13 protein-coding genes are annotated in these 13,927 nt (G+C 72.5%); 3 read left to right on the top strand and 10 right to left on the bottom strand.

Features of this window, described 5'->3' with window-relative positions:
- Position 1 precedes the first annotated feature (1 nt).
- The 7 genes from FB458_RS00410 to FB458_RS00380 form a co-directional block, all read right to left on the bottom strand.
- Entirely contained in the window at positions 2-802 is an 801-nt protein-coding gene (locus FB458_RS00410) for a class II aldolase/adducin family protein (protein WP_141850229.1), read from the bottom strand.
- The gene (locus FB458_RS00405; protein ID WP_141845791.1) at positions 802-1,908 is read right to left on the bottom strand and encodes an ABC transporter permease; all 1,107 of its coding nucleotides are present in this window, start codon (positions 1,906-1,908) and stop codon (positions 802-804) included. Before FB458_RS00405 ends, FB458_RS00410 begins: the two co-directional genes overlap by 1 nt.
- Complete coding sequence (locus FB458_RS00400) at positions 1,905-2,936, bottom strand: ABC transporter permease (protein WP_141845790.1); 1,032 nt, start codon at positions 2,934-2,936, stop codon at positions 1,905-1,907. The genes FB458_RS00405 and FB458_RS00400 overlap by 4 nt, the downstream gene beginning before the upstream one ends.
- Positions 2,933-4,438 (bottom strand): sugar ABC transporter ATP-binding protein, encoded by a 1,506-nt coding sequence (locus FB458_RS00395; protein ID WP_141845788.1) that lies wholly within the window; start codon positions 4,436-4,438, stop codon positions 2,933-2,935. The genes FB458_RS00400 and FB458_RS00395 overlap by 4 nt, the downstream gene beginning before the upstream one ends.
- Positions 4,439-4,478: 40 nt before the next feature.
- On the bottom strand, positions 4,479-5,555 hold the full coding sequence (locus FB458_RS00390; RefSeq protein WP_211355881.1) for an autoinducer 2 ABC transporter substrate-binding protein: 1,077 nt from the start codon (positions 5,553-5,555) through the stop codon (positions 4,479-4,481).
- A gap of 117 nt (positions 5,556-5,672) precedes the next feature.
- A complete protein-coding gene (locus FB458_RS00385; RefSeq protein WP_170185516.1) occupies positions 5,673-7,187 on the bottom strand; it encodes a rhamnulokinase in 1,515 nt (504 codons plus the stop codon).
- Positions 7,184-7,996, bottom strand: coding sequence for a DeoR/GlpR family DNA-binding transcription regulator (locus FB458_RS00380; protein ID WP_170185515.1), 813 nt, complete (start codon positions 7,994-7,996; stop codon positions 7,184-7,186). The genes FB458_RS00385 and FB458_RS00380 overlap by 4 nt, the downstream gene beginning before the upstream one ends.
- Before the next feature lie 272 nt (positions 7,997-8,268).
- On the opposite strand from FB458_RS00380, the gene FB458_RS00375 reads away from it, so the two are divergent.
- From FB458_RS00375 to FB458_RS00365, 3 genes are all read left to right on the top strand, one after another.
- Positions 8,269-8,883: a ClpP family protease gene (locus FB458_RS00375; protein ID WP_281286069.1), complete on the top strand. Its 615-nt coding sequence runs from the start codon at positions 8,269-8,271 to the stop codon at positions 8,881-8,883.
- Positions 8,883-9,473 (top strand): ClpP family protease, encoded by a 591-nt coding sequence (locus tag FB458_RS00370; RefSeq protein ID WP_141845784.1) that lies wholly within the window; start codon positions 8,883-8,885, stop codon positions 9,471-9,473. Before FB458_RS00375 ends, FB458_RS00370 begins: the two co-directional genes overlap by 1 nt.
- Before the next feature lie 84 nt (positions 9,474-9,557).
- Entirely contained in the window at positions 9,558-10,733 is a 1,176-nt protein-coding gene (locus FB458_RS00365; protein ID WP_141845783.1) for an acyl-CoA dehydrogenase family protein, read from the top strand.
- 72 nt (positions 10,734-10,805) lie between these two features.
- On the opposite strand, the gene FB458_RS00360 is transcribed toward FB458_RS00365, so the two are convergent.
- The 3 genes from FB458_RS00360 to FB458_RS00350 all read right to left on the bottom strand — a co-directional run bounded on the left by FB458_RS00360 (position 10,806) and on the right by FB458_RS00350 (position 13,897).
- On the bottom strand, positions 10,806-11,174 hold the full coding sequence (locus FB458_RS00360; RefSeq protein ID WP_141845781.1) for a helix-turn-helix domain-containing protein: 369 nt from the start codon (positions 11,172-11,174) through the stop codon (positions 10,806-10,808).
- A 75-nt stretch (positions 11,175-11,249) separates the two neighbouring features.
- Positions 11,250-12,329, bottom strand: a complete 1,080-nt coding sequence (locus FB458_RS00355) for a GTP-binding protein (protein ID WP_141845780.1) — start codon at positions 12,327-12,329, stop codon at positions 11,250-11,252.
- 92 nt (positions 12,330-12,421) lie between these two features.
- The gene (locus tag FB458_RS00350; RefSeq protein ID WP_211355880.1) at positions 12,422-13,897 is read right to left on the bottom strand and encodes a deoxyribodipyrimidine photo-lyase; all 1,476 of its coding nucleotides are present in this window, start codon (positions 13,895-13,897) and stop codon (positions 12,422-12,424) included.
- Between the last annotated feature and the right edge of the window lie 30 nt (positions 13,898-13,927).

Here is a 13,927-nt window from a genome sequence, read left to right as displayed (position 1 = left end):
GTCAGCGCCCCCGGGTGAGGTTGAGCCGCCGCTCGGCGACGTCGTCGCGGGCGAAGAACTTCTCGACCGCCGCGTCGGAGAGCGGCGCGACGCCACCGACGCTGTACGCCGTCGCGCGGACCCGGGCGCCCTTGACCGCCATCGTCGAGACGGCCTCGACACCGTCCGGCGTCGGGGCGAGCGCGACGATCCCGTGGTTGGCGAGCAGGACGAGCTGCGGGAGGGCGCCGTGCGCGTCGACGTACGCCCTCAGGCGCTCGACGTAGACCCGGCCGAGGTCGATGCCGGGGGTGGCGTAGGGGACGAAGAGCGGGCGGCCGACGACGACGGCCTCGTCGGAGTAGACCAGGTGCGCCCACGCCTCCTCCGCGACCGTGCTCGCGAGCAGGCCCACGACGTCGGTGGGGTGGGTGTGACCGATGAAGCGGGCGGTCGCTCGTGAGTCCGGCGACACCGCGTGGACGGCGGCGTGGACGACCGTCTCGATGGAGCCGCGGCGTGGTCCACCGCCGTCGCTGCGCTCGGTCCCCGCAGCGACGAGGACGGCGGTGAGGTCGGCCTGCGTCGCGGCCGGGTCCTCGACGACGGCCATGACCTCGCCGACGTCGACGACGACGAAGTCGTCCGCGGTGACCGACGCCAGCCCGGCGCCGGACGCCTTGACGACGAGCCGGCCGTCCTCGAGCAGCTCGGAGGTGTTGCCCTCGGCGAGGACGGCGAGGTCGCGGTGCGGCTCCCCGAGCAGCCGGGTGAGGGCGACGAGGTCGTCCCCGACGTGCGCAGGGTCCCAGGTGGTCGGCATCATCGGCTCCCGGTGAAGCGGCGGGTGGTGAGCCCGTTGAGCAGGGCGGAGAAGACGAGCACGGCGCCGAGGGCGAGCAGCTGGAACTGGGTGCCGTCGTTGCCCTCGAAGGCGAGCAGGATCCCGGCGTTGAGCCAGGTGATGAGCAAGGTGGCGAGGACGACGCCCGCGACGCGGCCGATGCCGCCGGAGATCGCGACGCCGCCGAGCACGGCGACGGTGATGGCGGGCAGGGCGAGGCCGTTGCCGCTCGTGCCGGCGTCGGGGCGGGCGGAGGCGAACTCGCCGCTGATGTAGACCGCGACGAGACCGGCGACGACGCCGGCGAGGACGTAGGCGAGGAAGCGGGTACGGCGCACGTCGAGACCCGACCACTCGCCGGCGACGTCGTTGGTGCCGATCGCGAAGAGCCGCCGCCCGTACGTCGTCCTCGCGATGAGCAGCCACACGACGACCACCGTCGGGACGAGGAAGGTGAACAGGCCGAGGGGGAAGTCGGGGATGACGCCGCCGATCACCGGCAGCGACACCGACCGGGTGATGGAGTAGAGCTCGGCGAGCTTGGGGTCGGAGACCGGCGAGGCGTTCGTGACGACGAGGGCGATGGACTTCCAGGCGTAGTAGCTGGCCAGCGTCGCGATGAGGGCGGGGAAGCGCAGGTAGGCGACCATGACGCCGTTGACGGCGCCGAGGACGGCGCCGGTCGCGACGCAGAGCAGCACCGAGGGCAGCAGGGCCCAGTGCCACTGGCCGTAGGCGATGCCGAAGACCATGCCGGTCAAGGACACGACCGCGCCGATGGACAGGTCGATGCCGCCGCGGCCGGAGACGATGACGAGCAGCTCGGCGAGCGCGAGCATCGCGAGCGGGACGGCGTCGACGAGGGACCCGGCCAGGTAGTCGGGGTCGTAGGCACCGGTGAGGTAGCCACCGGCGTCGAGGGCGGTCATCCACACGACGACGACGACGATGAGGACGGCGAGCAGGACGATCCGCTCGGTGAGCAGCGCGCGCAGGGCGCGCTGCGCGAGGCTGGGGCCGTGCTCCGCGGGGCGGTCGGCGGGGGATCCGGCGGGCGGCCGCGGGGTGGTGGCGGTCTGGGTCATCGCTGCTCCCTCGCGCGCTGGCGGATGAGGTCGGAGCCGACGGCGATGGCGATCGCGACGCCGACGAAGAAGTCGCTCAGCTGGCTGGGCCAGCCCAGCTGGGTGGTGCCCGACGCGACGATCTGCACGAGCAGCGCGCCGAGGACGGTGCCGAGGACGGAGCCGCGGCCGCCGGTGATCGACGTGCCGCCGATGACGACGGCGGCGATGACGGCGAGCTCGCGGCCGGAGCCGACCGACTGGTCCAGGGTCGAGGTGCCGGACGCGACGGTGAAGACCGCGGCGACGCCGACGAGCAGGCCGGTGACGGCGTAGGTCATGAGGACCAGGCGCTGCACGCGGATCCCGGCCAGGCGGGCGGCGACCGGGTCGCCGCCGATCGCGTAGAGGTGCCGGCCGGGTCGGCTGTGCCGCAGCCAGAACCACGCCGCCGCGGCGACGAGCAGGGTGAGGACGAAGCTGTGCGGGACACCGAGGGTGCGGCCGGTCTCCCCGCGGCCGAAGAACTCCAACGTGCCCGGGATGCCGTTGACCGTCTGGTTGTCGAAGATCTGGCGTCCCAGGAACTGGAAGATGTTCGCCGTCCCGAAGGTGATGATGATGGCCTGGACCCGCCCGTAGGCGATGAGCAGGCCGTTGACGAGGCCGAGGACGAGCCCGAGCGCGGCGGCGACGAGCACGGCGACGACGAGGCTCACCCCCTGGTCGACGAGCAGCTTGGCCGTCGTCACGGCGGTCACCATGAGGGCGCCGCCGACGGAGACGTCGATGCCGGCCGTGATGATGATCATCGTCATGCCGACGCCCATGAGGGCGATGGGGGCGACCGAGCTGAGCAGCGGCTGCCACGAGCTGGCCGACCCGAAGGCGGGGGTCGTGAACGACAGCACGACCCACAGCACGAGGATGATCGCGACGAGCACGCCCTCCTGCCCCGTGACGGGGGAGGGGAGGATGCGCTTGGTCACGGCGCGGGTGGGCGGCGCCTCGGGCGCGGTGCTGGGGTCGGTGGTGGGGGCGGCGGTCATGCCGGGACCTCCTCGTCGGCGCCCGCCGCGGCGGCGAGCACGTCGGCCTGGGTGGCGCCGGGACCGAACTCGCGGGTCGTCGTCCCGGCGCGGACGATGAGCAGGCGGTCGGACAGGCGCAGGGCCTCGCTGAGGTCCGAGGTCGCGACGAGCACCGCGGTCCCCTCGTCGGCGAGCTGGGTGATGATCCGGTGGATCTCCTCCTTGGCGCCCACGTCGACGCCCTGGGTGGGCTCGGCGAGGACGAGCACCTGCGGGCGCTCGACGAGCTGGCGCGCGAGGACGACCTTCTGGGCGTTGCCGCCGGACATGGCGGAGATGGGCTGGGCCTCGCTGGGGGTCTTGATGGCGAGCCGCCCGATCATGTCGCGGGCCACCTGCTTCTCCCGCCCACGGTCGACCCAGACCCGGGCCCGCGACAGCAGCGGCAGGTGCGAGACCGAGATGTTGAAGGAGATGGGCTGGAAGGAGAACATCCCCTGCGCCTTGCGGTTGGCCGGCAGCAGCGCGATGCCGAGCCGCTGCGCCGCCCGGGGGTGCCGGGGCCGGACCTCCGTCCCGTCGAGCACCATGCGGCCGCCGGTGGGGTGGCGCATGCCGTAGACGGTCTCGGCGATCTCCGCGACGCCCGAGCCGACGAGGCCGTAGAGGCCGACGATCTCGCCGGGACGCACCTGGACGTCGACGTCGTGGAAGTGGCCCTCGGCCGTGAGCGACTCGAGGACGAGCCGCGCCTCGCCCGTCGCGGGCGGTCGGACGGCGTGCTCGTCGTCGAGGGTGTCGCCGACCATGAGCTCGACGACCTTGCGGACATTGAGCTCGCCGATCGGCCACGTGCCGACGGTCTCGCCGTCGCGCATGACCGTGACCTCGTCGCAGATGCGGAACAGCTCGTCGAGGCGGTGCGAGATGTAGATGACGCTGACGCCGGACTCGCGCAGCCGCCGGACGACCCCGAAGAGGACCTCGATCTCGGAGTCGGTGAGGATCGCCGACGGCTCGTCGAGGATGAGGACCTTGGCGTTGCCGGCCAGGGCCTTGGCGATCGAGACCTGCTGCTGCTCGGCGATCGACAGGTCGCCGACGGCGCGGGTGGCGTAGCGCTCGGGCAGGCCGAGCAGGTCGAGCAGCTCGAGGACCTTGGCGTGCTGGGCGGCCCAGTCGACCCGGCCGCCGCGCACGACCTCGCGGCCGACGAAGATGTTCTCGGAGACGGTGAGCTCGGCGAAGAGCTGCGGCTCCTGGTAGACGGTCTGGATCCCGTGGGCCAGCGCGTCCTGGGTGGTGCGGAACTGGACCGGCGCACCCTCGAAGGTCATCGTGCCGGTGTCGGCCGACTCGGCCCCCGAGACGATCTTGATGAGGGTCGACTTGCCGGCGCCGTTCTCCCCGACGACCGCGTGCACGGTGCCGGGGGCGACGGTGAGGTCGGCGTGGCGGATGGCGCGCACGCCGCCGTACCGCTTGGACACGTCCTTGAGCTCGAGACGGGCGTCCACCACGCCGACCTCCTTCCTTCCCCGGCCCGTGAGGGCCTGGCGATCAGTAGTTGAACTGGCCGACGTTGTCCTTGGTGATGGTCAGCGGCGGGCCGAGCAGGAGGGTCTTGGTCGAGGAGTCCCAGGTGACGGCGGACAGGTCGGAGGAGACGTTGTTGGTCGCCGAGAACTCCTTGCCCTGCGCGGCCTGCAGCCCGGCCCAGCCGGTGAGGTAGCCGAGGTTCTGGACGTTCCACAGCACCGAGGCGGACGAGGAACCGTCCTGCAGGTAGGGCGCCATCGACTTCGGCGTGCCGAGGCCGACGGTGAAGACCTTGCCGATCTTCCCCGCGTCCTTGACGGCCTGGGCGACGCCCGGCGCGGACGAGGTGCACTCGCCGACGAGGCCGGTGAGGTCGGGGTGGGCGTTCATGAGGTCGGTGGCCATCTGGGTGGCCTTGTTCTGGTCCTCGCCCGCGTAGACGATGTCGACGATCGACAGGTTCGGGTACTTCTCCGCGGTGACCTTCTTCTGGACGGCGATCCAGCTGTTGAGGTTCTCGGCCGTCTCACCGCAGGAGACGATGGCGTACTTGCCCTTGTCGCCCATGACCTTGGCCAGGTCGTCGACGAGCGCGGTGCCGATGCCCTCGGCGGTGGCCTGCGAGACGAAGGCCTGACGCACGGAGTTCGGCGCGTCGGTGTCGGAGGTGAGGACCTTGATCCCGGCCGCCTGGGCCTGCTGCAGCACCGGCGCCATCGAGTCGGGGTCGTTCGGCGCGACGATGAGGGTGTTGACCTTCTGCTGGATGTAGGAGCGCACGATCTGGGCCTGCGCGGCGGCGTCGGCGGTCGTCGGGCCCTGGTAGAGCCAGGTGAAGCCGAGCGCCTTCGCGGCCTCCTGGCCCCCGGTGTTCATCGCCTCGAAGTAGGGGATGCCCTGCAGCTTCGGCACGAAGGCGACCTTGATGCCGCTCGCGCCGCCGGACCCGCCGGCGGCGGCGGTGCTGCCGGAGCCACCACCGGAGCCGCTGCTGGCGGTGGTGTCGTTCTTCTTGGTGCACCCGCTGAGGACCAGGGCGCCGGCGACGACGACGAGGGCCGCCGTCCGCGCGGTGGTGGTGAACTTCATCGACGACATCGGCGAATCTCCTTGGTGGGCCGGCGTACGTGCCGGAGTGATGGGGCGGTGCGTGCTGCGGTGGTGCGTGCTGCGGTGCTGCGGTGGTGCGGTGGTGCGGTGGTGCGGTGGTGCCGGTCAGTCGCCGGCGGCGACGCCCAGCCCCTGCCGCTCGCGGTCGCGGGCGACGAGGCGGGTGAAGTGCTCGTAGGCGGCGTCCCAGCCCTCGCCGCCCCGGGGGGCGTACGGCGTCACGGGCTCGGTCGCCGCGACGACCCGCCGGATGTCGTGCAGATCGCCGAGCTCGCCGAGCGCGGCGAGCTGGGTGGCGGCGTTGCCGAGGGCGGTCGCCTCGACGGGGCCGCAGAAGACCGGGACCCCGCAGGCGTCGGCGGTCAGCTGCGAGAGCAGGGTGTTGTTCGAGCCGCCACCGACGACGTTGACGCTGGGGACGCGGCTCCCGGTGACGACGGCGAGGTCCTCGACGACGTGCCGGTAGGCGAGGGCGAGGGAGTCGAGGGCGACGCGGGTCGTCTCGGCGATCCCCTGCGGCGCGGGGGTGCCGGTCCGCTCGCAGTACTCGGCGATGCGCTCCGGGGTGCGGCGGCCGTCGAGGAACTCGGGGGCGTCGGGGTTCACGATGCCGCGCAGGCCGGGGACGCCGGCGGCCAGCTCGACGAGCTCGGGGTAGGACAGCTCGGTGCCCTGGCGCTGCCACCAGCGGCGGCAGGACTGCAGCACCCACAGTCCGGTGACGTTGCGCAGCAGCCGGACGGTGCCGGCGTACCCGCCCTCGTTGGTCATGTTGGCCGCGCGGGTGGCCGCGGAGACGACGGGGGCGTCGACCTCGACCCCGACGAGCGACCAGGTGCCGCTGGAGATGTAGAGGCTGCCCGGGTCGTGCAGCGGCGTGCCGACGACGGCGCTGGCGGTGTCGTGGCCCGGCGGGACGAGGACGCGGGCCCCCGCCAGCCGGCCGGTCGCGAGGTCGGGCAGGAGGGCACCGACGTCCGTGCCCGGGGCGACGACCTCGGGGAGCAGGTGCGTCGGCACGCCCAGCTCGTCGAGGAGGTCGGTCGTCCAGCGGCTGCTGCCGGTCTCGTAGAACCCGGTGGTCGACGCGGCGGTGTGCTCGGTGACCCGCGAGCCCGACAGCAGGTGGTGCACGACGTCCGGCATCATCAGCAGCGTCGCCGCGCGCTCGAGCCGCTGCGGGTGCTCCCTGGCGTCGGAGACGAGAGCGAAGATCGTGTTGATGTCGATGACCTGCACCCCGGTGGCGGAGTAGATCCGGTCGGCGCCGACCTCCGCGAGCACCTCGGCGCGGGCCCGCGGCTGGCGGTCGTCGCGGTAGCAGGTGGGCTGGTCGACGAGCTCGCCGTCGGCGTCGAGCAGGCCGTAGTCGACGCCCCAGGCGTCCACGCCGACCGAGGCGACGTCGTGCTCGCCGCCGGCGAGCCGGGCCAGGCCCTGACGGATCCCGCCCCACAGCCCGTCGAGGTCCCAGCGGACGATGCCGTCGACCTCGTGCGGCTGGTGGGTGAAGCGGTGCGCGACCTGCAGGTCGAGCCGCTCGCCGTCGAAGGCGACCGACGCGACGCGTCCGCTCTCGGCGCCGAGGTCGACGGCGGCGACGTGGGTCCGGGCGCTCACCCGCGCCACCGGGCCGGGCGGGCGGGCTCCTCGGCCTGCGGGGTCACCAGGTCCCAGGCGACGCCGGCGCGGGTCCACTCGCGGTGGACCTCCTTCGGCACGCCGTCGTCGGAGATGAGCCGGGTGACGCGGTCGATCGTCGCGAACGAGTGGGTCCCGAAGCGCTCGATCTTGCTGCTGTCGAAGAGGGCGTAGACCTGTCGGCACGTTTGCGCCAGAGCGGCTTTCGCGTGCGCCTCCTCGGGGGTGAGGTCGAGCAGGCCGCGCTCCAGGCTGAGCCCGACGAGACCGAAGAAGCCCTTGTCGACCCGGCCGCGTCCGGTGAGGACGTCGCTGAGGAAGCCGACCATCGACTCGCTCGCCCGGCGCAGGACGCCGCCCGGCATGATGACGGCGGCCTCGGACTGCTGGAGCAGCAGGCTCGAGGTGCGCAGGCCGTTGGTGATGACGGTGAGCGGCTGCACCCGCAGGAGCTCCTCGGCGAGGTAGTAGCAGGTCGTCGAGGAGTCCACGGCGATGACGTCACCGGGGCGCACGAGCGCGGCGGCCTGGCGGGCGACGGCGCGCTTGGCGTCGGCGGCGATCCGGTGGCGGACGTCGAAGGCACCCTCGTCGACGCGGGGGGCGACGAGCGCCCCGCCCCGGATGCGGCGCAGCATGCCCCGGCGCTCGAGACCCTCGAGGTCCTTGCGCACGGTGACCGTCGAGACCCCGAAGCGGTGCGAGAGGTCGCTGACCTCGACCCGGCCGTTCGCGTCGAGCTCGCTGAGGATCGCCTGCTCGCGGTCGAACTCGCTGAGCGACGCCACGGGACCTCCTCGTCGTGCGGCCGGCCTCCCTCGGTGGAGGCGTTGGATCGGGACTGTAGAGACCCCGTAAGTGCAGAGGCAATGAGCACAAGAGAAGTGAAAGTCCGCGACTTTCGCTCGGAGGTCCGGTCCGTGGGCGCCCGCGGCGCTCGTTCTCCTGTCGGCAGATCTGCCGCGGGCGAAGAACGGCTCTGCCGCAACGGGATCGGGGTGACAGTGGCAGGACGCCGTACGACGACGCGTCGTACGGGCCCCGCCTTCGAGGAGAGACCGTGACCGACACCGACCCCGACACCGCACCGACCCGTTTCGACGACCACCTGGCCTCGATGCTGCTCGGCCAGCGGATGATCCTGCTCGGCAGCCAGGTCGACGAGGTGTCGGCCAACCGGGTCTGCTCGCAGCTGCTCGTGCTGTCGGCCGAGGACCCGCGCACCGACATCCAGCTCGTCATCAACAGCCCCGGCGGCTCGGTGACCGCCGGCATGGCCATCTACGACACGATGCAGCTCGTCCCCAACGACGTCTCGACCCTCGCGATGGGGTTCGCCGCGAGCATGGGGCAGTTCCTGCTCTGCGTCGGCGCGAAGGGCAAGCGCTACGCGCTGCCGAACGCCCGGGTGATGATGCACCAGCCGTCGGCCGGCATCGGCGGCAGCGCCGCCGACATCGCCATCCAGGCCGAGAACCTGCAGTTCACCAAGCGGCGGATGGAGGAGCTCATCGCCGAGCACACCGGGCAGACGCCGGAGACGATCCGCCGCGACGGTGACCGCGACCGGTGGTTCACCGCCCAGGAGGCCCTCGACTACGGCATGGTCGACCGGGTCGTCGAGTCCCTCGCCGACGTGCGCCCGGCGATGATGCAGCGACGGGCGGGGCTGTGATGGCGTCGTACACGATCCCGACCGTCGCCCTGCGCACCCCGCAGGGCGAGCGGGCGTACGACGTCTTCTCGAGACTGCTCGCCGAGCGGATCGTCTTCCTCGGCACCCCGATCGACGACGACGTGGCCAACACCGTCATCGCGCAGCTCTTCCACCTCGAGGCGGAGTCGACCGACCGGGAGATCTCGCTCTACCTCAACAGCCCCGGCGGGTCGCCGACCGCGCTCATGGCGATCTACGACACGCTGCAGTTCGTCGCCGCGCCGGTCTCCACGTGGTGCGTCGGGCAGGCCGCGTCCACGGCGGCCGTGCTGCTCGCGGCGGGGAACCCGGGGCGCCGGTTCGTCCTCGAGCACGCGCGGGTGCTGCTCGGGCAGCCGGCGTCGGGCGGCACCCAGGGCACGGTCTCCGACCTCACCCTCCAGGCGGCCGAGATGCAGCGGATCCGCGGCCAGGTCGAGGAGGTCCTCGCCCGGCACGTGCCGCACGACGTGGACCGGCTGCGCGCCGACATGGACCGCGACCGGGTCTTCACCGCGCAGGAGGCGGTCGACTACGGCCTGGCCGACCTCGTCGTGACGCGGCGGTGAGTCCGCTCACCCCGGCGGCTGCCGCCGGGGTGGGCCGGTGGGACGATCGGGGGGTCACGCCCCCCAGCGACCCGAGGTAGGCCGATGTCGTCCCGCACCCAGACCCCGCTCGAGCTCTTCGGCGCCGACGCCCTCGTCGGCGAGGAGGAGCGCGACCTGCAGGCCGCGGTCCGCGCGTTCGTCGACGACCGGATCCGGCCCGAGATCGGCCGGTGGTGGGAGGACGGGCAGCTGCCCGCGCGCGACCTGGCCAAGGAGCTGGGCTCGCTCGGCGTCCTCGGGATGCATCTGGAGGGGTACGGCTGCGCCGGGACGTCGGCGACGGCGTACGGGCTGGCCTGTCTCGAGCTCGAGGCGGGCGACTCGGGGCTGCGGTCGCTCGTCTCCGTCCAGGGGTCGCTGGCGATGTTCGCGATCCACCGGTTCGGCTCGGACGAGCAGAAGGAGGAGTGGCTGCCGCGGATGGCCGCGGGGGAGGCGATCGGCTGCTTCGGGCTCACCGAGGCCGACCACGGCTCCAACCCCGCGGGGATGCGGACGCGGGCCAAGCGCGACGGCGACGACTGGGTCCTCGACGGCTCGAAGATGTGGATCACCAACGGCCCCATCGCCGACGTCGCCGTCGTGTGGGCGCAGACCGACGAGAAGATCCGCGGCTTCGTCGTGCCGACCGACACCCCCGGCTTCACCGCCAACGAGGTGCACCACAAGGCGTCGCTGCGCGCGTCGGTGACCGGCGAGCTCGTCCTGGAGTCGGTGCGGCTGCCGTCGTCCGCCGTGCTGCCGGAGGTCGCGGGGCTGCGCGGGCCGCTGTCGTGCCTCGACGAGGCGCGCTTCGGGATCGTCTTCGGCGCGCTCGGGGCGGCGCGCGACAGCCTCGACACGGCGCTGGCCTACGCCGCCGACCGCATCGTCTTCGACCGGCCGCTGAGCAGCTTCCAGCTGACGCAGGCCAAGCTCGCCGACATGACCCTCGAGCTCGGCAAGGGGCTGCTGCTCGCACTGCACCTCGGCCGGCTCAAGGACGAGGGCGAGCTGCGCGCCGAGCAGGTCAGCCTGGGCAAGCTCAACAGCGTCCGCGAGGCCATCGCCATCGCGCGCGAGTGCCGCACGATCCTCGGCGGCAACGGGATCTCGCTGGAGTACAGCCCGATCCGGCACGCGGCCAACCTCGAGTCGGTGCTCACCTACGAGGGCACGTCCGAGGTGCACCAGCTGAGCATCGGTCGCGCGCTGACGGGCCACTCCGCCTTCGCGTGACCCCTTGCGTCCGCAGCTGTGGGGCACCGGTGCCCCACGGTTGCGGACGCTACGGCTTCGGTACGGCGCCGCTCAGGCGGCGAGGGCGACGACCGTCCCCGACGTGCCGGCCGGGTGGTCGACGACGGCGTACGGCGTTGCCGGGGCCAGCGCGGTGAGCACCACCGGGCGCTCGGCCGCGGCGAGCAGCTCGCCGTGGACGAGGACGAGGACGTCGGCGAACCGCAGGCCGAGGGCGGCCGCCGCGGCGGCCAGCACCTCGGACGACGCCTCCTTCAGGCCCCGCTCGACCTCGGAGAGGTAGGGGACCGAGATCCGCGCCGCGTCCGCGACCTCCCTGAGCGTGCGGCCCTGACGCTGCCGCTCCCGGCGCAGGACGTCACCGACGAGGTGGCGCCACAGGGGCTCGCGGGGGACGCGTCGCGCGGTGAGCAGGCTCATGGCTCCACGGTACGAGCGGGGCGGGGACGGCACGGCGTACGGCGTTCTGCTGTCGGCGAAGCGACGTGGCCGTCCTCAGGCGACGTCGCGGATGTCGCCGAGCCAGGGCTCGAGCCCGTCCTCGACGACGGCCCAGGGGCGGGCGCGGCCGGTCTCGTCCTCGGGGCGGACGAGGAGGTCCTCGAACGCCTCGACGAGGCTGGTGGGGACGCGGCCGAGCCCCGTGAGCAGCAGGCGGGTGCGCGGAGGGCGCACCCCCCAGCGCTGCAGGTGACCGATGCTCAGCTGACCGCCGGCGCCGCTCCACTCGTGGGCGTCGCCGGGGCGCGTCGGCACCCAGAAGCAGCCGCGCGAGCGGTGCCGGCCACCACCGAGGCGGGCGACGTCCTCGGCGAGCCGGTCGGGGTGGAACGGCCGGGTCGTCGACAGGTCGATGCGCCAGGCCAGGCTGCCGCGTCGCAGCGGGGGGACGGGGGCGTCGACGACGGGTGAGCGCCAGGCGGCCGCCTCGCGCGGGGAGTGCCGGCGGGCGGCGAGGGCCGGTCCGTCGAGCTGGTCGACGCCGGCGAGGACGAGGGTGTCCGGGCGGGCGAGGGCGGCGACGAGGTCGCGGGCGGCGGCCCGGTGCCGGCCGTGCAGGACGACGAGGTCGGCGAGCTCGACCTGCGCACAGGCGACCTCGCCGAGGCCGCGGCGGTCGTCCGGACCGGTGTGCCAGCCGTGTTCCGCGAGCAGGTCGCTCCCGAGCAGGACGTCCTCGGCGTCGTCGGCGGCAAGGGTGGCGACGACGCCGGCCACCCGGACCCACCGGGCCAGGCCCGCGTCGCGGCCGAGCACCGCGCACAGGTGGTCCGCGCCGAAGCCGGCGGGCAGCGCCGACACGACGGTGTCCCAGCGCGGGTCACGGGCGAGCCGACCGATCGTCGGCAGGACGTCCTCGCGCAGCGCGCAGGTGACGCAGGCGTGCTCGAGGTGCGTGACCTGTCGCTCGATCACGCCGGTGGCGTCGCTGACGACGCGGGTGAGCAGCTGCTCCTCGGGGTCGATGCGGTGCCGCACCGTGACGGCCCGGGGCAGGTCCCAGGCCAAGGCCACCAGGGTGGCGTCGATGGCGGTGGGATCGACTCCCGTGACGACGACCAGTCCGGTCCGCATGCGCTCCTCCTCAGGACGAATGGCAGGATGATAACCATTCTCATGAGGCGCGGTGCAAGCGTAGCCGCGCAGCGGGCGCCGTACGGCGGCGGTCAGGCGCCCTTCGCGCGCTGCCTCTCCACCTGCTCGGCCAGCTTGTCGACCTTCTCGACATAGGCCTTGGGGTCGGCCTTGCGCTCGAGCCCGCCGGCGGACATCCAGCGGACCTTGCCCAGGACGGGACGTTCGGTCCAGCCGCGGTCCTGGTTGCCGAAGAGCCAGGAGATGTTCGACCAGCTGTTGGGGTCGCGGCCGTCGAGGAGGTACTTGTTGTTGAGGGTGATCGCCGTCTTGTACGCGGTCTCGGGGGTCGTGGACCACTCGATGATCTTCTTGCCCCAGTACATCCGCATGTAGTTGTGCAGGTAGCCGGTGACGACCATCTCCTTCATCGCCGCGTTCCAGTACTCGTCGTGCGTCTCGCCCTTCTCGAGCTGGCCGGCGGTGTACTGGTGCTCGCGGTTGTCGTCGCGGTGCTCGTCGAGGGTCGTGCGGGCCCACTCGGGAAGCGCGGAGTACTTGTCGTAGTCCTTCTCGTAGAAGACGTAGTTCATCGGCAGCTCGCGCCGGACGATGAGCTCCTCCAGCAGGTCGTCGGCGTTCTTGCCGTGCCGGTCGCCGACCTCGAGCGCGATGGCGACGGGGGAGATGTGGCCGTAGTGCAGGTACTTGCTCATGTGCGACACGTCGTCGGTCTGCGGCTGGTTGCGGTGGTCGCTGTAGCTGGAGAAGCTGTTACTCAGGAAGGCTTTGAGCTGCTTGCGGGCGGCGGTGTTGCCGCCCTCCCACAGCCGCACCGGCGGCGCCGAGTCGTCGACCTTGAGCTTCTTCAGGTAGGCCTCGGGGTCGGACACGTCCTCGCTCTTGACCCGCGGGGCGGTCGTGTCCTTCAGGGTCGTCGTCGGCAGGGGGACGAGGAAGCGCGTCAGGTGCTTGGTGATCTTCGGCCGCAGGGTGCGCGCGGCGGACTCGCGCTTGTCCGAGGCGGTCTCGACGGGCACGACGACGTCGGTCTCGACCTGGACGACGGGGACGTCGAGCGCGCCCACGACCTTGTCGTACCACTGCTTCTGGTGGCGCAGGTAGCCGCGGTCGAGGACGACGAGGGCGGCCTTCCTCCCCAGCTCGATGGCGACGTCGTACGGCGCCCCGCGCTGGACGACGAAGGGGATCTTGCGCTTCTCGAGGGCCTTGGCGACGTCGGCGAGGCCCTGGAGGAGGAAGAGGTAGTGGCGCGCGTTGGCCTCGGGGTAGTCGTCCATGAGGCCGAAGCAGACGAGCAGCGGCTTCTCCAGGTCGTTGGCGCGGTGCACCGCGTACTCCAGGGCGTGGTTGAGGTCGGCGCGGACCGACGACTGCATCCAGTAGAGGACGTAGCGGCCGCCTCCGTCGGGATCGCCGTCCTGGAGGGTGCGCACCCGCTCGGCCTGGATGCCCGTGTAGGGGTCCTTCTGCGGCTCGCCGTCCGTCGCGGTGCCGGTCGTCCCGCTCGACTTCTTCTGCGCCATGGCCGGGGTGTACCCGAGCACCCGGGGGAGCACACGGAACCCCTTGTCGGC

The sequence above is a fragment of the Lapillicoccus jejuensis genome (assembly GCF_006715055.1).
Classification (GTDB): Bacteria; Actinomycetota; Actinomycetes; order Actinomycetales; family Dermatophilaceae; genus Lapillicoccus; species Lapillicoccus jejuensis.
Note: the sequence above shows the minus strand (reverse complement) of the source record. Positions and strands in the feature narration are given on the sequence as shown.

What these genes read in the sequence shown, in the direction of transcription:
- FB458_RS00370 (WP_141845784.1), top strand. Translation starts at nt 8,883, where the DNA reads ATGGCGTCGTACACGATCCCGACCGTCGCCCTGCGCACCCCGCAGGGC.
- FB458_RS00365 (WP_141845783.1), top strand. Translation starts at nt 9,558, where the DNA reads ATGTCGTCCCGCACCCAGACCCCGCTCGAGCTCTTCGGCGCCGACGCC.
- FB458_RS00360 (WP_141845781.1), bottom strand. Translation starts at nt 11,174, where the DNA reads ATGAGCCTGCTCACCGCGCGACGCGTCCCCCGCGAGCCCCTGTGGCGC.
- FB458_RS00355 (WP_141845780.1), bottom strand. Translation starts at nt 12,329, where the DNA reads ATGCGGACCGGACTGGTCGTCGTCACGGGAGTCGATCCCACCGCCATC.
- FB458_RS00405 (WP_141845791.1), bottom strand. Translation starts at nt 1,908, where the DNA reads ATGACCCAGACCGCCACCACCCCGCGGCCGCCCGCCGGATCCCCCGCC.
- FB458_RS00400 (WP_141845790.1), bottom strand. Translation starts at nt 2,936, where the DNA reads ATGACCGCCGCCCCCACCACCGACCCCAGCACCGCGCCCGAGGCGCCG.
- FB458_RS00410 (WP_141850229.1), bottom strand. Translation starts at nt 802, where the DNA reads ATGCCGACCACCTGGGACCCTGCGCACGTCGGGGACGACCTCGTCGCC.
- FB458_RS00390 (WP_211355881.1), bottom strand. Translation starts at nt 5,555, where the DNA reads ATGTCGTCGATGAAGTTCACCACCACCGCGCGGACGGCGGCCCTCGTC.